Genomic DNA, 15,825 nt, shown 5'->3' with positions numbered 1-15,825 from the left:
CGGCCTTTTGCACTTATTTTTTGTTCGGTCGAATTTGCGGAGCGGCTTTATCCAGCACGCCGTTGACAAATTTATGGCTGTCTTCAGCACCAAACACTTTAGCCAGTTCGATACCTTCGTTGATCGCCACTTTGTACGGCACATCGTCACGCTTGCTCAGTTCATAGAGCGAAATGCGCAGGATGGCTTTTTCTACCTGGCCCAGCTCTTCCAGCTGGCGCGACAGGTAAGGCTTCATCAGGCCGTCCAGGAACGCGCTGTTGGTCGCCACACCGGCCAGCAGTTCGCGGAAATAGCTAATATCGACGTCTTTGACGTCTTGTTCCGCCAGAAACTGGTATTCCACATCGGCAATGTCGTTGTTAGACAACTGCCAGGAGTAAAGCGCCTGGACAGCGCACTCACGGGCGCGACGACGAGCAGCAGGTTTCACAAAATTCCCCTTACAAAAATCAGGCTTTGATGGCTTTCAATACGTTAATCATTTCAAGTGCGGTCAGGGCCGCTTCGGCGCCTTTGTTACCCGCTTTGGTGCCGGCGCGTTCAATCGCCTGCTCGATGTTTTCGGTGGTCAGTACGCCGAAGGTCACCGGAATTTCGCTGTTCATCGCTACGTGAGCGATGCCGGAGCTGGCTTCACCCGCCACGTATTCGAAGTGTGCGGTACCGCCACGGATCACCGTGCCCAGTGCAACGATCGCGTCGTGCTTGCCGGTTTTCGCCAGGGCGCGTGCCGCCAGCGGCAGCTCGTAAGCGCCCGGTACCCAGACCACGGTGATGTTTTCCGCTTTGACCTGGCCAATACGCTTCAGCGCGTCAACCGCACCGTCCAGCAGGCTGTCATTGATGAAATTGTTAAAACGCGCGATTACGATGGCAATATTGGCATCAGGCGTGGCAACAGCAGCTTCGATAACTTTCATACATATCCTTTGGGTGTTTGTTTTATGGCCCCGCAGAAGGGGGCGGATTCTATCATACTCTTCGGCAACGCGCTCAGGCTTTTCCGTGCATGCTCAGCGTGGTGTCAGGGTCAGCCGTAAATCGTCGCCAACCTGACGCACGTCGCTAAAATTCAGCGCTGGCGCATCGGCCAGCGTTTCCAGTCCCGGCAGCGCACACAGGCCGCGCGCGGCGTTACCCAGCAGTTTCGGCGCCAGATAAACGATCAGTTCATCCACCAGGCCGGCCTGTAGCAGCGCACCGGCCAGACCGGCACCGGCCTCGACCCACACGCTGTTAATCTGACGCTGACCGAGCAGCATCATCATCGCCACCAGATCGAGCTGCTCACCGCGCGGCGGCACCTCAATCTGACTCACGCCCGGCGGCCAGCTTTGTGCATCAGCCTCCGTGCGCATCAGCCAGGTTTCGCCGGGCTGGGCGATCAAACGATGCTGCGGCGTCACGCGCTGCTGGCTGTCGATCACCACCCGCACCGGCTGACGCAGCTGGCTCTCATCCAGCTGCTGGCGCACGGTCTCGCTCAGTTCATCCCAGCGCACCGTCAGCGACGGATTGTCCGCCAGCACGGTGGCGCTGGTGGTAAGGATAGCTGAACTGCGGGCACGTAAACGTTGCACATCGCGCCTTGCCGCTGCGGAAGTGATCCACTGGCTTTCGCCGCTGGCCATGGCGGTACGGCCATCCAGCGAGGCGCCCAGTTTGAGCTGAATCCACGGAAAACCGGTACGCATGCGTTTGAGAAAACCGCGATTAAGCGCTTCCGCTTCGTTCATCATCAGGCCGTGACTCACGTCGATGCCGGCCTGCTGTAAACGATACAAGCCGCGCCCGGCCACCTGCGGATTAGGATCCTGCATCGCCGCGACCACCCGGCTGACGCCGGCGGCAATCAGCGCATCGCAGCACGGCGGCGTCCGACCGTGATGGCTGCAGGGTTCCAGCGTGACATATGCGGTCGCACCGCGTGCGTGGTCACCCGCCATGCGCAGCGCGTGCACTTCCGCGTGCGGTTCACCAGCGCGCTGATGCCAGCCTTCGCCCACGATCTCGCCGTCGCGCACGATAACGCAGCCGACGTTAGGATTCGGGGTGGTGGTGTATTGTCCGCGCCGCGCCAGTTCCAGCGCGCGCGCCATGTAGTGCGCATCGGTCATGGATTAATCCTGTAAGCGGGCGATCTCTTCGCCAAAGTCACGAATATCTTCAAAACTGCGGTACACCGATGCGAAGCGAATATAAGCAACTTTATCCAGCTTCTTCAGCTCTTCCATCACCAGGTTACCAATCAGCTTGCTGGGAATTTCACGTTCGCCGGTGGCGCGCAGCTGGGTTTTGATGTGATTGACCGCGTTGTCGACGGCATCCGCGCTCACCGGACGCTTCTCCAGCGCCTTCATCATGCCGCTGGCCAGCTTATCTTCGTTAAAGGGTTCGCGCACGTCGTTGCTTTTCACCACGCGCGGCATTACCAGCTCGGCCACTTCAAAGGTGGTAAAACGCTCATGGCACACCAGGCACTGGCGGCGGCGGCGCACTGAGGAGCCTTCACTAACCAGACGTGAATCAATCACTTTGGTGTCCACAGCGGAGCAGAATGGGCAATGCATGACGTTTCCTGTCGCGAGAATTGGGGGCAGATAGTGTAGCGCGTTCCCGGTTGCAACAAAATACAGGGCGCAGAATCGCCACCTGGCTCACAGCGACGCCTGACGGTTACAGCAAACCGTGAAAAGTTACTAAGCTTAGAAAGCCAATCCGGCTTAATGACAGGAGGATGTATGGGTTTATTCAATTTCGTCAAAGAAGCGGGTGAAAAACTGTGGGATGCGGTGTCAGGCGGCGATGACCAGAGCAAAAAGCTGCAGGAGCACATCAATCAACTCGGCCTGCCCGACAGCGACAAAGTGAAAGTCGACGTGCAGGGCGATACCGTGAAGGTCAGCGGTGACGGTATCTCGCAGGAGTTGAAAGAGAAGATTCTGGTAGCGGCGGGTAACGTGGCCGGCATCACCAAAGTGGAAGATAACGTCACCACCAGTGACAGCGCCGCGCAGGCCGAATTCTACACGGTGAAAAAAGGCGATACCCTGAGCGCTATCTCGAAGCAGGTGTACGGCACGCCGAACGAATACAACAAGATCTTTGAAGCGAACAAGCCAATGCTGACGCATCCTGATAAGATCTATCCCGGCCAGGTTTTACGTATCCCTAAATAACCGGAAGGACATTGCATGACGTTCAGGATGATTTGGGTGCCGGCAGCGCTTGCTGCGCTGGTGCTCAGTGGTTGCAGCTCCACCCCCGCTTCACCTCAGGTCAAAGCGCTGCATCAGGAAGTGAGCCAGCTCAACCAGCAGATGCGCAAACTGACCAGTCAGGCCAGCGCGCTGGAGATTCAGGGGCAGCTCAACAGCCAGTCGACGCAGGGCGCATGGTTACTCCCGCAGGCGAATACGCCGGTAGAGCTGCAGACGCAGCTGGGTAAACTGCGCCTGTCGCTGTCGCACGTTGAGGGGGAAGCCAGCGGCAGCCGCGCTAACCTGAATATCCGTTCAACCGATGATAAGCCAGTGCCGGCACTCAGCGCCCGCGTGGTATGGGGCGAAATGGATCCCGCCAGCGGCAAGCCGCTGAACGCCGACAGCCTGAGCCAGACCATTACCGTGCCCGCCAGTCTGATGCCGCGCAGTTCGGTCAGCGTACCGCTGCGACTCAGCGGGCTGGCACCGGGTCAGCCCGGCTACGTGCGCGTGCATGATGTGCAGGCGGTGACGGACGCCAGCACGGTCGTTGCAGGCCAGTAATTCTGGCGTCAGGCATAAAAAAACGGGCTGCACTCAGGCAGCCCGTTTCATTTCTCCGGCACAATTACGGCAGAATCGAAGGCTGATCGGCGCCCTCTTTCTCCACTTTCTGCACCAGCATGTGTTCACGCTTCATGCCCAGCTTCAGCGCCAGCGCGGACGACACGTAGATCGACGAAATGGTACCGATGGTGACACCGATCAGCATGGTCAGCGAGAAGCCTTTCAGCAGTGCGCCACCAAAGATGAACAGGATCAGGATCATCGCCAGCGTGGTGATCGAGGTGATCAACGTACGGCTCAGCGTCTGGGTCAGCGACACGTTAGTGATGTCGTAAGAAGAACCGCGACGGATTTTGCGGAAGTTCTCACGAATACGGTCGGAAACCACGATCTTATCGTTGAGCGAGTAACCAATCACCGACATCAGCGACGCCACAATCGTCAGATCGATCTCAATGTGGAACAGCGACAGAATGCCGCAGGTGATGATCACGTCGTGCGCCAACGCCAGCACGGTGCCCAGCGCCAGACGCCACTCAAAGCGAAAGCCGATGTAGATCAGAATCGCTATCAGCGCTGACAGCAGCGCCATCGCCCCGGCCTGCGCCAGATCGCTGCCCACGCTCGGGCCCACGAACTCAATTCGCTTCACGGTCGCGTTCTGCTGCGTCGTCTGGTTGATCGAGGCGACCACTTTGTTACCCAGCTCCTGGCCTGCATTGCCGGTGGTCGGTGGCATACGCACCATCACATCACGGCTGCTGCCAAAGTTCTGTACCAGCGGCTCCTCAAAGCCTGCCTTCACCAGCCCGTCACGCAGCGCATCCAGATCCGCCGGCTTCTCGAGGTTGATCTCAATCACCGTCCCGCCGGTGAAATCGAGCCCCCAGTTAAAGCCGCGCACACCGATAATGGCGATGGACGCCACAATCAGCAGGCCGGAGATGATAAAGGCCAGCGTGTCCCAGCGCATAAAGTCGACGACTTTACGCCCATGGTTCAGCTGTTCAATACTATATTCCTGTGCCACAACGCACTCCTCAGATAGACAGCTTATTGATGCGTTTGCCGCCGTACACCAGGTTAACGATGGCACGGGTGCCGACGATAGCGGTGAACATGGAAGTCGCGATACCGATAGCCGTGGTAATCGCAAACCCTTTGATCGAGCCGGTACCGACCGCATAAAGAATGATAACTTTAATCAGCGTGGTGACGTTGGCGTCGACGATACTGGAGAAGGCGCCTTTATAGCCTTCATGAATCGCCTGCTGTACCGAGCGTCCGTTACGCAGTTCTTCTTTAATACGTTCGTTAATCAACACGTTAGCATCCACCGCCACCGCCAGCGTCAGCACGATACCGGCAATGCCCGGCATGGTGAGCGTGGCACCCGGTAACAGTGACATGATGCCGACAATCAGCACCAGGTTGCACAGCAGTGCACTGGTCGCAATCAGACCAAACTTCTTGTAGAACACCACCATAAAGATGATGGAGGCAATCAGACCCCACAGACAGGCTTCGAGACCCTGCGTGATGTTCTGCTGGCCCATGGTTGGACCGATGGTCCGCTCTTCCACAATCTGGATTGGCGCAATCAGCGCACCGGCACGCAGCAGCAGCGACAGCTGACGCGCTTCGTTCGGGTTGCTGATACCGGTAATACGGAAGCTGTTGCCGAGGCGCGACTGAATGTTCGCCACGTTAATCACTTCTTCCTGCTTCACCAGAATCGCACGACCGTTCGCATCTTTCTTACCGCTGTCCTTGTACTCCACAAACAGGGTCGCCATCGGCTTGCCGATGTTGTCCTTGGTGAAGTTGGACATGATGTTACCGCCGGCGCCATCAAGCGAGATATTCACCTGCGGCTGGTTGTACTCATCCATGCTGGACGTCGAGTCGGTGATGTGGTCACCGGTGAGAATCACGCGCTTGTACAGCACCACCGGCTGACCTTCACGCGTCTTTTTCACTTCCGAGTCACCCGGCACGCGGCCGCTGGCGGCTGCGCTCGGATCCACCGAGGTGTTGACCAGGCGGAACTCCAGCGTTGCGGTAGCACCCAGAATCTCTTTAGCACGCGCGGTATCCTGGATACCCGGCAGCTCAACCACGATGCGGTCAGCGCCCTGACGCTGTACCAGCGGCTCAGCAACACCCAGCTGGTTCACACGGTTACGCAGGATGTTAATGTTCTGCTGCACCGCATATTCGCGCGCTTCACTCAGACGCGCATCGGTCATCACCGCACGCAGCGTGTCGCTGCCAGCGCTGGTGATCACCAGGTCGCGATGGCGCGGCGTCAGATAGCTGATGGCCGCATCACGGCTGGCGCCGTCGCGGAAGCGTATTTCGGTGCCGTAGTTAGCGATTTTGCTAACGTTGGTGTAAGGGATATTTTTTTCGCGCAGATCGCTGCGCAGGCCATCAGCATTCTGCTCCTGCAGCTTGCCGAGGGCAGTATCCATGTCGACTTCCATCAGGAAGTGCACGCCGCCGCGCAGATCGAGGCCGAGTTTCATCGGTTCAGCGGCCAGCATGGTCAGCCAGCGCGGTGTGGCAGGGGCCAGGTTAAGGGCCACAACGAAATCTTCGCCCAGCGCATTGGTGATGGCTTCACGCGCGCGCAGCTGAATATCCGTGTTAGCGAAACGGGCCAGAATGGCACCATTTTCCAGCGCGAGGGATTTGCTCTGGATATTGTCTTGTTTTAATACGGTCTGGATCTGATCCAACGTTTGCTCACTGGCGGCGCCACCGCGCGCACCAGTGATCTGAACGGCCGGATCCTCACCATAAAGGTTAGGAAGCGCATACAGCAGGCCGACGAGAATCACGACGACCAGCATGATGTACTTCCACAAAGGATAACGGTTTAACACGGCAGTTCCCTTCGGGAAGAATAAATTACAGCGCCTTCATTGTACCTTTCGGCAGAACGGCGGCCACGAAATCACGTTTAATCACTACTTCAGTGGTGTCGTTCAGGGCGATAGCGATGTAGCCGGTTTCAGCCACTTTCGTTACGCGGCCCACCAGGCCACCGTTGGTCAGCACTTCATCACCTTTAGAGATGGAATCCATCAGCTTTTTGTGATCTTTGGCGCGCTTCTGCTGTGGACGCAGGATCATGAAGTAGAAAATCAGACCAAAAACCACCAGCATGATCACCAGAGAATACGGACTTCCCTGAGACGGAGCGCCAGCTGCGGCCACGGCGTCAGAAATGAAAAAGCTCATTAAATTTCCCTCATTGATAGAATTATCAGACGTTTAACGGTGGAACCGCTTTGCCCGTCCGTTGGTAGAACTCGCTAACAAAGTGCTCTAATTTACCCTCTTCGATGGCCTGGCGTAAACCCGCCATCAGACGCTGGTAATAGCGCAGATTGTGGATGGTGTTCAGACGTGCGCCCAGTATTTCGTTACAGCGATCAAGATGATGCAAGTAGGCGCGCGTGTAATTGCGACAGGTGTAACAATCACACTCCGCATCCAGCGGCGCGGTGTCATCTTTGTATTTCGCATTGCGGATTTTCACCACGCCATCGGTGACGAACAGATGGCCGTTGCGCGCGTTACGCGTTGGCATAACACAGTCAAACATATCGATACCGCGGCGAACGCCTTCCACCAGATCTTCCGGTTTGCCGACGCCCATCAAATAACGCGGTTTGTCTTGCGGAATTTGCGGACAGACGTGTTCCAGGATGCGGTGCATGTCCTCTTTCGGTTCACCCACCGCCAGGCCGCCCACAGCGTACCCATCAAAGCCAATCTCTACCAGACCTTTAACCGAGACATCACGTAAATCTTCGTAAACCCCGCCCTGAATAATGCCAAACAGCGCATTTTTGTTACCGAGCGCGTCAAAGCGGTCGCGGCTGCGCTGCGCCCAGCGCAGTGACATCTCCATCGAGCGTTTAGCGTAATCCCAGTCCGCCGGATACGGCGTACATTCGTCGAAGATCATCACAATGTCGGAGCCGAGATCGTACTGAATCTCCATCGATTTTTCCGGGTCGAGGAAAATCGGGTCGCCGTTGATCGGGTTGCGGAAATGCACGCCGGCTTCGGTGATCTTACGGATATCGCCGAGGCTGAACACCTGGAAGCCGCCGGAGTCGGTCAGGATCGGTCCCTGCCAGTGCATGAAATCGTGCAGGTCGCCGTGCAGTTTCATGATCTCCTGCCCCGGACGCAGCCACAGATGGAAGGTGTTACCCAGCAGGATCTGCGCGCCGGTCTCTTTCACTTCTTCCGGCGTCATGCCTTTGACCGTGCCGTAGGTGCCGACCGGCATAAACGCCGGGGTTTCCACGACGCCGCGATCAAAGACCAGACGGCCACGGCGCGCGCGCCCGTCGGTGGTATCTAATTCAAATTTCACATTGACCTCTTTCAATAATCAGAGAAACAGTCTGATTACTCAGCCACCAACGATTTCGTCGGGAGCCTGTGGATTACGGGTGATGTACATCGCATCCCCGTAGCTAAAGAAACGGTACTGCTCCGCCACCGCGCTCTGATAAGCCGCCATGGTGTGTTGATAACCGGCAAACGCCGAGACCAGCATAATTAGCGTCGATTCCGGCAGGTGGAAGTTGGTGATTAGCGCATCAATCACCTGGTAGTGATAGCCCGGATAGATAAAGATCTGCGTGTCATCGAAAAACGGCGCGATCAGCCCATCCTGGCAGGCCTGCGCTGCGCTCTCCAGCGATCGCACTGAGGTGGTGCCCACCGCCACCACTTTGTTACCGCGCGCTTTGCACGCCAGCACCGCGTCCACCACGTCCTGCGGCACTTCGGCATATTCAGAGTGCATGATGTGATCGTTGATGTTCTCTACGCGCACCGGCTGGAAGGTGCCAGCGCCGACGTGCAGCGTCACAAACGCCATCTCCACGCCTTTCGCCTTCAGCGCCGCCAGTAGTGGCTCATCGAAGTGCAGACCGGCGGTCGGCGCTGCCACCGCGCCGGGGCGCGCGCTGTAGACCGTCTGGTACAGCTCGCGGTCAGCTTCCTCATCCGGACGATCGATGTACGGCGGCAGCGGCATATGGCCGACGCTGTTCAGGATATCCAGCACCGCGCGATCGTCCGCAAACTCAATTTCGAACAGCGCATCGTGGCGCGCCAGCATGGTGGCTTTGACGCTTTCGTCGTCGCCCAGCAGTAATTCGGCACCTGGCTTCGGCGCTTTGGAGGCGCGCACGTGCGCCAGCACGCGTTTGTCATCCAGCATGCGCTCAACCAGCATCTCAATTTTGCCGCCGCTGGCTTTACGGCCATAGACGCGCGCCGGAATCACCCGGGTATTATTGAACACCAGCAAATCGCCCGGATTGAGCTTATCCAGCACATCAGTAAACACGCCATGGTTCAGCGCCCCGCTCGGGCCATCCAGCGACAGCAGGCGACATCCGCTGCGCTGCGCCTGCGGATAGTGGGCGATCAAAGATTCCGGTAATTCAAAGGCAAAATCGGCTACACGCATGCATCACTTCTTCAGGACTCAAAAAACAGGCGGCATAGTTTAGCGGAAAAGTGGGCAATTCTGAACAACTGGCTGCGCCGGTGTGATTCTGCCTATAATGCGCCATGAACTTTCTTGCTCACCTTCACCTCGCAACCCTGGCCGACAGCTCACTGCTGGGTAATCTGCTGGCCGACTTCGTGCGCGGCAACGTTGAGGCGCAGTGGCCGCAGCCGGTGGTGGCCGGTATTGCCCTGCACCGGCGCATTGATGTGCTGACCGATAACCTGCCGGAAGTGCGCAGCGCGCGTCAGCTGTTCCGCGCCGAAACGCGCCGCGTGGCGCCAATTACCCTCGACGTGATCTGGGACCACTTCCTGGCGCGCCACTGGGATCAGCTGCATCCGGCGCAGTCGCTGTCCGCCTTTAGCGCTGCCGCCGAGCGCGACATTGTGCCGCAACTGCCCGGCACGCCGGGCGATTTTATCGAGCTCAACGCGGTAATGTGGCGCGAACGCTGGTTTGAACACTATGCTGACCCGGCGCGGCTGGCGCGCGTACTAAGCGGCATGGCGCATCGCCGGCCACGGCTGGCGGCGCTGCGCGACTCCTATCAGGATTTTGTCGACCACTACACCCAGCTCGAACCGCTGTTTTTCCAGTTCTATCCACGCCTGATGGCCGCCGCGCGCGCCCGGCAGCTGTGAAGCACAATTTGCCGCTGCCCCGCATTGCCTCCCCTTGCCAGCCGCAGCCATCTGCGGCTTAATGAAGCCTTGCTTAACTTTTGTTAAGCCAGTCACACAGCCATGGCGCTTTATCCGGCGTGGTTCGCCACGTCGATTGCCAGTGAATGATAAGAGGGAAAAATGTCATCAGCTACGCTAACCGAATTAGATGCCCGTTATCACTATGCCTGTGAGGTGGCGAAAACCGCCGCCAGCCGCGCGCTGGCGTGGTATCAGCAGCGCCATCAGCTGGTGGTGGAGCACAAGAAGGATTTGCAGGATGTGGTCAGTGAGGCGGATCGCAACGTTGAGCTGCTGGTAAAACACCTGATTCATGAGCGTTTTCCTGACGATGCGGTGCTGGGTGAAGAGAGCGGCGGTGACGTCAGCGGCGCGCGCTTTATCTGGGTCATCGATCCGATTGACGGCACCAGCAGCTTTCTTAACGGCCTGCACAACTGGTGCGTCTCGCTGGCGATTGTCTGCGACAATCAGCCGGTGATTGGCGTAGTCAGCGATCCTAATCATCAGGAAACCTTCCACGCCTGCCGCGGCAAAGGTGCCTGGGTGAATGACAAGCGCATTCAGGCACACAGCGCGCAGCGGCTCGACCAGGGGCTGCTGGGCCTTAGCAGCTCGAACAGCCAGCCGATTGAACCGCTGACCACCTTTATCAGCCAGCTGCTGGCGCAGGGCGGCATGTTTATCCGCAACGGTTCCGGTGCGCTGATGAGCGCCTGGGCGGCCGCCGGCCGGCTGATTGGCTATTACGAAGCGCACATGAATCCGTGGGATGGCCTGCCTGGCATTGTGCTGATGCGCGAAGCGGGCGGCGTCACCAACGATTATCTCAGCCACCATGGCCTGCAACAGGGTAATCCGGTGCTGCTGGCCAACGCGGTGCTCTATCCGCAGCTCAAAGCGCTGCTGCCGGCACAGCCAACGTTATGACACGTCTGCTGCTGAGCGCGCTGCTGGCTTTGCTGGCGCTCACCGCGCAGGCGCAGCCGCGCTACCAGCTGGAAAAAGTGGTAGAGATCAGCCGTCACGGCGTGCGTCCTCCCACCGCAGGTAACCGCACGGAAATCGAAGCCGCCACCCAGCGCGCCTGGCCGCGCTGGCGCAGCGCCGACGGCGAACTCACCGCACACGGTTATGCAGCGGTAGTGAATAAAGGTCGCTGGCAGGGTGAACACTATCGCCAGCTCGGCCTGCTGCGCGCCGGCTGTCCCGATGCCGGGCAAATCTACGTGCGTGCCAGTCCGCTGCAGCGCACCCGTGCCACGGCGCAGGCGCTGCTGCAGGGCGCCTTTCCTGGCTGCGATGTGGCAGTTCATCACGTCGCGGGGACGGTCGATCCGCTATTTCAGAGCGAAAAACTGCCGTTCGGCCAAACTGATGCTGCCACGGAGCGGGCAGCGGTCGCGGCGCGCGCCGGCGATCTCGCCGCACTGCAGCAGCGTTTACAGCCCGCCGTGCAGCAGCTCAGGCAGGCGGTATGCGCGGCAGATTGCCCGTTCTTCGATCGCCCCTGGCAGCTGAAGCAGAGTAAAAGCGGCCATACCTACGTGCAGGGTCTCAGCGTGCTGGCCAGCATGGCCGAAACCTTACGGCTCGGCTGGAGCGAAAATCTGCCGTTCAGCCAGCTGGCGTGGGGCAACATCACCCGGGCGCAGCAGATCAGCGCCCTGCTGCCGCTGCTGACCGCCAATTACGATCTGAGTAATGATGTGCCGTATATCGCGCAAAAGCGTGCATCGATTCTGCTCGACGCGGTAGTGCGCAACCTGCAGGACGATGCGGCGACGCCCTCCACCCGCTGGCTGCTGCTGGTGGCACACGATACTAATATCGCCATGCTGCGCACGCTGATCGGCTTCAGCTGGCAACTGCCCGGCTACGCGCGCGGTAATATTCCGCCCGGCAGCAGCCTGGTGTTTGAGCGCTGGCGCGATAACCAGACGCAGACGCTGCTGCTGCGCGTCTATTTTCAGGCACAGAGTCTGGACGCGCTGCGCCAGCTAACGCCGATCGATCGGCAGCACCCGCTGCTGCGCCAGGAGTGGCATCAGCAAAACTGTCGCCAGACGGCAGTGGGCACGCTGTGTCCTTATCAATCGACGCTTGAGCACTGGCGCACCGCCATTGATCAGCGCGCGGTAATCCCCGTGGTCTATCCCTGATGCCAGCCGCCGGGTTAAGCCAGACAGATTACGCCGGCTTATTCCTGCAGCGAAATTACAGCAATAAACTGCAAGCTGATGGGCACGGTTATCTGAGACTTTTCTTTTTTTTCCCTTAAAAGCCTTAGCGCTGTAAAACTGCGATATGCTGCACGGGTCAATCATCCCTTAGTAATACCTTTCTCTTTTTACATTTTTCGGCGACAGGATGCGCCGAGCTATTTTTACCCGCAGTAATAAAATCGCAAATCAACATTGAATAACTGGGATCCTGTTATGTCTGTACCTGTCTCGCTGCGCTATCGTCCGGATATCGATGGTCTGCGCGCTGTCGCCATTATATTGGTTGTGCTGTTCCACTGCGGCGTCAGCGCCGTGCCGGGCGGCTTTATTGGCGTCGATATTTTTTTCGTTATTTCCGGCTTTTTAATTGGCGGTATTATCAGTAAAGAAATTACCGCCGGCACCTTCTCGTTTTATCAGTTTTATTTACGCCGCATCCGGCGTATTGCGCCCGCACTGTTTTTTATGCTGATGGTATTGCTGCTGCTCGGTTATCTGCTGTTATCACCGCTGGAATTAAGCCAGCTGGCAAAATACAGCATGGCGGTGTTTCTCTCGGTGTCCAATATGCTGTTACTGAAGAGCGGCGACTATTTCAGTGCAGATGCCGATCTCAATCCGCTGCTGATGACCTGGTCGCTGGGCATTGAGGAGCAGTTCTATATCGTGCTGCCGTTTATTCTGCTGCTGGCCGCGCGGCTGCGGCGCACAATGACCGGCATGGTGCTACTGCTCAGCCTGCTGTCGCTGGCCGGCTGCCTGTGGTTAACGCCCCTCTCCAGCACTCAGGCGTTTTATCTGCTGCCAACCCGCGCCTGGGAACTGGGTGCCGGCGTGCTGCTGGCGCTGTGGCAACCCCGCCCCGTCACCGGCCGGCTGGCCAGCCTCTGTCATCTCGCTGGCTGGCTGTTGATCATCGGTGCCACGCTGTTACTCAGCCATAGCGATCGCTTTCCTGGCTGGCTGGCGCTGCTGCCGGTGCTGGCGGCCTGTCTGATGATCGGTGCACGCAGCCCGCTCAATCAGCGGCTGCTGGAGAACGCGCCGATGCGCTTCATCGGTAAAATTTCCTACTCGTGGTATCTGTGGCACTGGCCGCTGCTCAGTCTGGCGCGCATCTGCAGCGATCGGCCGCTCAGCATCTGGCAGGCGCTGAGCATCTGTGCCGTTGCGCTGGTCATCGCCTGGCTCTCCTGGGGCTTCGTTGAACAGCCATTCCGTCGGGCGCGCAGCGGTACGCGCTGGCTGATCCCCGGCTACTGCGCCTCGTCGCTGCTGGCAGCCGGTGCCATGGTGCTGCTGTGGCAGAGCGGTGGCCTGAAATCGCGCGTCAGTGAAGCGGTGAAGCTCGGCGACGAATGGAAAGTCGCCGCCCAGCGCGATCCCTGCCTGCTGGATTACGGCGCCACACGGCCCGCCCGCGATGCGCAGTGCCAGCCGCAGAGTGACACACCGGCGATAGCGCTGATTGGCGACAGCCATGCCGCCGCGCTGGCGGCCAACGTCGCCGATTACGCCCGGCGGCAGCAGAAACCGCTGTTTCAGCTGACCAAAGCCTCCTGCCCTTTCCTGCTTGACGCCACGCGCGCGATGCCGCAAAAACCGCAGCATGCACAGCAGTGCCTCGATTTTAATCAGCGGGTTCTGCCGATCATCCTGAGCGATAAAATAGACGAAGTGGTGATCAGCGCGTTCTGGGCGGCGGGCCTCAGTGATCAGCCGGGCAGCGGATTCCGCAGTCTCCGCGATCCGGCGCAGGACAATCTGCAGGCGCTGAAAAGCGGGCTGGATACCGTGGTGGCGCAGCTGCTGGCGGCAGGGAAAAAGATCACCCTGATTGACGATGTGCCGACCATCACGCTCGATCCGCTGCGCTACAGCCATAACCGCAATATGCCGCTGCGCCGCAGCCTGAATAGCTGGCTCAGCGCGCAGGATGGCGCGGCGCTGGCGGCGGAACGCACGCAGCAGTTGCAGATGCCAAACGCATCGGTGGCAAATCTGTTAAAGGATTATCAGCAGCACGGCGTGCGCGTGTTGTCACTGCAGGAGACGTTGTGTAATGCGCAGGGTTGTCTGGTCACTCATCAGGGCATGCCGCTCTGGTACGACAATAATCACCTGAATCCGTACGGCGGAGAGATGGCGCTGGGGAAAAACTGGTAATGCACCACGGGCGAAGTCTCGCTTCGCCCGCGGTAAAGCTTCTTACGCTTTACGTTTCTTCGCCAGCGGCCACGCCAGCAGCAGCAGAACAATCCACGCAAACCCGACGTACAGCGAGATACGCGTATCCGGGAAGTAGCCAATCAGCGCGATGATAAAGGCAAGGAACAGCACCCCCACCCACGCCGTAGCGCTGCCGCCCGGCAGAGCAAACTGCAGCTTACCGGCCTGCTCTTTGCCGATTTTGTGGCGGAACGCGATCTGCGACAGCAGAATCATAATCCACACCCACACGGTGGCAAACGTCGCCAGCGAGGCGATCACCAGGAACACTTTTTCCGGCATCAGATAGTTGAGGTACACCGCCACCAGCATGGCAAGCATCATCACCAGCACCGTAACCCATGGAATGCCGCGATTCGACACCTTCATAAACATCTTCGGCGCATGTCCCTGCTGCGCCATACCGTGCAGCATGCGGCCGACGCCAAACACATCGCTGTTAATCGCCGACAGCGAAGCAGTCAGCACCACAAAGTTCAGAATGGAGGCGGCGGCGGCGATGCCGAGGTGCTGGAAAGTCAGTACGAACGGGCTGCCTGCGGTACCGACCTGGTTCCAGGGATAGATCGACATGATCACAAACAGCGTGCCGACATAGAACACCAGAATGCGCAGCGGTACGGAGTTGATGGCACGCGGGATCGATTTCGCCGGATCTTTAGCTTCGCCGGCGGTGATACCAATGATCTCAATGCCGCCGTAGGCGAACATCACCATCTGCAGCGACAGCAGCATGCCGACGATACCGTGAGCAAAGAAGCCGCCGTTGGTCCACAGGTTATGGATGCCGGTCGGCTGACCGCCGTTGCCGATGCCCCAGAAAATCATGCCGAAACCGGCCACGATCATGATGATGATGGTGGCAACTTTGAAGAAGGAGAACCAGAACTCCACTTCGCCAAACACCTTCACGCTCATCAGGTTGATGGCGCCGATGATCAGCACCACCGACAGCACCCAAATCCAGTGCGGCACCTCCGGGAACCACACGCCCATGTAGATACCAAAAGCCGTGACGTCGGCGATCGCCACAATCAGGATTTCAAAGCAGTACGTCCAGCCGGTGATATAGCCCGCCAGCGGTCCGAGGTAATCCTGCGCGTAGCGTGAAAACGAGCTGGCCTGCGGATTGTTAACCGACATCTCGCCCAGCGCGCGCATGATGATATACGCCACGGCGCCGCCGATGATGTAGGCCAGCAGTACGCTGGGGCCTGCCATTTTGATGGCATCTGCCGAGCCGTAAAACAGCCCGGTGCCGATCGCCGATCCCAGCGCCATAAAACGGATGTGGCGCGTGCTCAGTCCGCGTTTGAGCTTATTGGTTTCTTGCATAACAAACAGTACCTGTGGAAATGAAAAAA

Annotated in this window: 16 protein-coding genes; 6 read left to right on the top strand and 10 right to left on the bottom strand. The window is 58.6% G+C overall.

Features of this window, described 5'->3' with window-relative positions; all coding sequences use genetic code 11:
• Positions 1-13: 13 nt before the first annotated feature.
• The 4 genes from nusB to nrdR form a co-directional block, all read right to left on the bottom strand.
• On the bottom strand, positions 14-433 hold the full coding sequence (nusB, locus tag F3J41_RS00700) for a transcription antitermination factor NusB (RefSeq protein WP_031279648.1): 420 nt from the start codon (positions 431-433) through the stop codon (positions 14-16).
• A gap of 19 nt (positions 434-452) precedes the next feature.
• Complete coding sequence (gene ribE, locus F3J41_RS00695) at positions 453-923, bottom strand: 6,7-dimethyl-8-ribityllumazine synthase (RefSeq protein ID WP_021507162.1); 471 nt, start codon at positions 921-923, stop codon at positions 453-455.
• A gap of 93 nt (positions 924-1,016) precedes the next feature.
• Positions 1,017-2,120 (bottom strand): bifunctional diaminohydroxyphosphoribosylaminopyrimidine deaminase/5-amino-6-(5-phosphoribosylamino)uracil reductase RibD, encoded by a 1,104-nt coding sequence (gene ribD / locus F3J41_RS00690; protein ID WP_058769382.1) that lies wholly within the window; start codon positions 2,118-2,120, stop codon positions 1,017-1,019.
• Positions 2,121-2,123: 3 nt separating this feature from the next.
• The gene (gene nrdR / locus F3J41_RS00685) at positions 2,124-2,573 is read right to left on the bottom strand and encodes a transcriptional regulator NrdR (protein ID WP_031279647.1); all 450 of its coding nucleotides are present in this window, start codon (positions 2,571-2,573) and stop codon (positions 2,124-2,126) included.
• A 171-nt stretch (positions 2,574-2,744) separates the two neighbouring features.
• Between nrdR and lysM the strand changes: the two genes are divergently transcribed.
• Complete coding sequence (gene lysM / locus F3J41_RS00680; RefSeq protein WP_058769381.1) at positions 2,745-3,182, top strand: peptidoglycan-binding protein LysM; 438 nt, start codon at positions 2,745-2,747, stop codon at positions 3,180-3,182.
• A gap of 15 nt (positions 3,183-3,197) precedes the next feature.
• On the top strand, positions 3,198-3,770 hold the full coding sequence (locus tag F3J41_RS00675; protein WP_152391299.1) for a DUF3251 domain-containing protein: 573 nt from the start codon (positions 3,198-3,200) through the stop codon (positions 3,768-3,770).
• Between the two features lie 64 nt (positions 3,771-3,834).
• Here F3J41_RS00675 and secF read toward each other — a convergent pair whose 3' ends face one another.
• From secF to queA, 5 genes are read right to left on the bottom strand one after another with little or no spacing between them, the layout of a single operon-like run.
• The gene (secF, locus tag F3J41_RS00670; protein ID WP_058769379.1) at positions 3,835-4,803 is read right to left on the bottom strand and encodes a protein translocase subunit SecF; all 969 of its coding nucleotides are present in this window, start codon (positions 4,801-4,803) and stop codon (positions 3,835-3,837) included.
• A gap of 10 nt (positions 4,804-4,813) precedes the next feature.
• A complete protein-coding gene (gene secD, locus F3J41_RS00665; protein ID WP_071813591.1) occupies positions 4,814-6,661 on the bottom strand; it encodes a protein translocase subunit SecD in 1,848 nt (615 codons plus the stop codon).
• A gap of 25 nt (positions 6,662-6,686) precedes the next feature.
• Positions 6,687-7,019: a preprotein translocase subunit YajC gene (gene yajC, locus F3J41_RS00660; RefSeq protein ID WP_021507155.1), complete on the bottom strand. Its 333-nt coding sequence runs from the start codon at positions 7,017-7,019 to the stop codon at positions 6,687-6,689.
• A gap of 25 nt (positions 7,020-7,044) precedes the next feature.
• Positions 7,045-8,169: a tRNA guanosine(34) transglycosylase Tgt gene (gene tgt / locus F3J41_RS00655; protein ID WP_021507154.1), complete on the bottom strand. Its 1,125-nt coding sequence runs from the start codon at positions 8,167-8,169 to the stop codon at positions 7,045-7,047.
• Between the two features lie 39 nt (positions 8,170-8,208).
• On the bottom strand, positions 8,209-9,279 hold the full coding sequence (gene queA / locus F3J41_RS00650; protein ID WP_021507153.1) for a tRNA preQ1(34) S-adenosylmethionine ribosyltransferase-isomerase QueA: 1,071 nt from the start codon (positions 9,277-9,279) through the stop codon (positions 8,209-8,211).
• A 104-nt stretch (positions 9,280-9,383) separates the two neighbouring features.
• On the opposite strand from queA, the gene F3J41_RS00645 reads away from it, so the two are divergent.
• From F3J41_RS00645 to F3J41_RS00630, 4 genes are all read left to right on the top strand, one after another.
• Positions 9,384-9,965 (top strand): ACP phosphodiesterase, encoded by a 582-nt coding sequence (locus tag F3J41_RS00645; protein WP_058781210.1) that lies wholly within the window; start codon positions 9,384-9,386, stop codon positions 9,963-9,965.
• A 162-nt stretch (positions 9,966-10,127) separates the two neighbouring features.
• On the top strand, positions 10,128-10,937 hold the full coding sequence (locus F3J41_RS00640) for an inositol monophosphatase (RefSeq protein ID WP_058757972.1): 810 nt from the start codon (positions 10,128-10,130) through the stop codon (positions 10,935-10,937).
• On the top strand, positions 10,934-12,169 hold the full coding sequence (locus F3J41_RS00635; RefSeq protein WP_104092644.1) for a histidine-type phosphatase: 1,236 nt from the start codon (positions 10,934-10,936) through the stop codon (positions 12,167-12,169). The genes F3J41_RS00640 and F3J41_RS00635 overlap by 4 nt, the downstream gene beginning before the upstream one ends.
• 276 nt (positions 12,170-12,445) lie before the next feature.
• Entirely contained in the window at positions 12,446-14,398 is a 1,953-nt protein-coding gene (locus F3J41_RS00630) for an acyltransferase family protein (protein WP_166709683.1), read from the top strand.
• 42 nt (positions 14,399-14,440) lie between these two features.
• Here the strand turns inward: F3J41_RS00630 and proY are convergent, their stop codons facing one another.
• On the bottom strand, positions 14,441-15,796 hold the full coding sequence (proY, locus tag F3J41_RS00625) for a proline-specific permease ProY (RefSeq protein ID WP_058775216.1): 1,356 nt from the start codon (positions 15,794-15,796) through the stop codon (positions 14,441-14,443).
• Positions 15,797-15,825: the final 29 nt, after the last annotated feature.

The organism is Pantoea sp. Ap-870 (assembly GCF_011752515.1).
Taxonomy (GTDB): domain Bacteria; phylum Pseudomonadota; class Gammaproteobacteria; order Enterobacterales; family Enterobacteriaceae; genus Pantoea; species Pantoea dispersa.
This window is presented reverse-complemented; position numbering and strand designations above follow the sequence as displayed.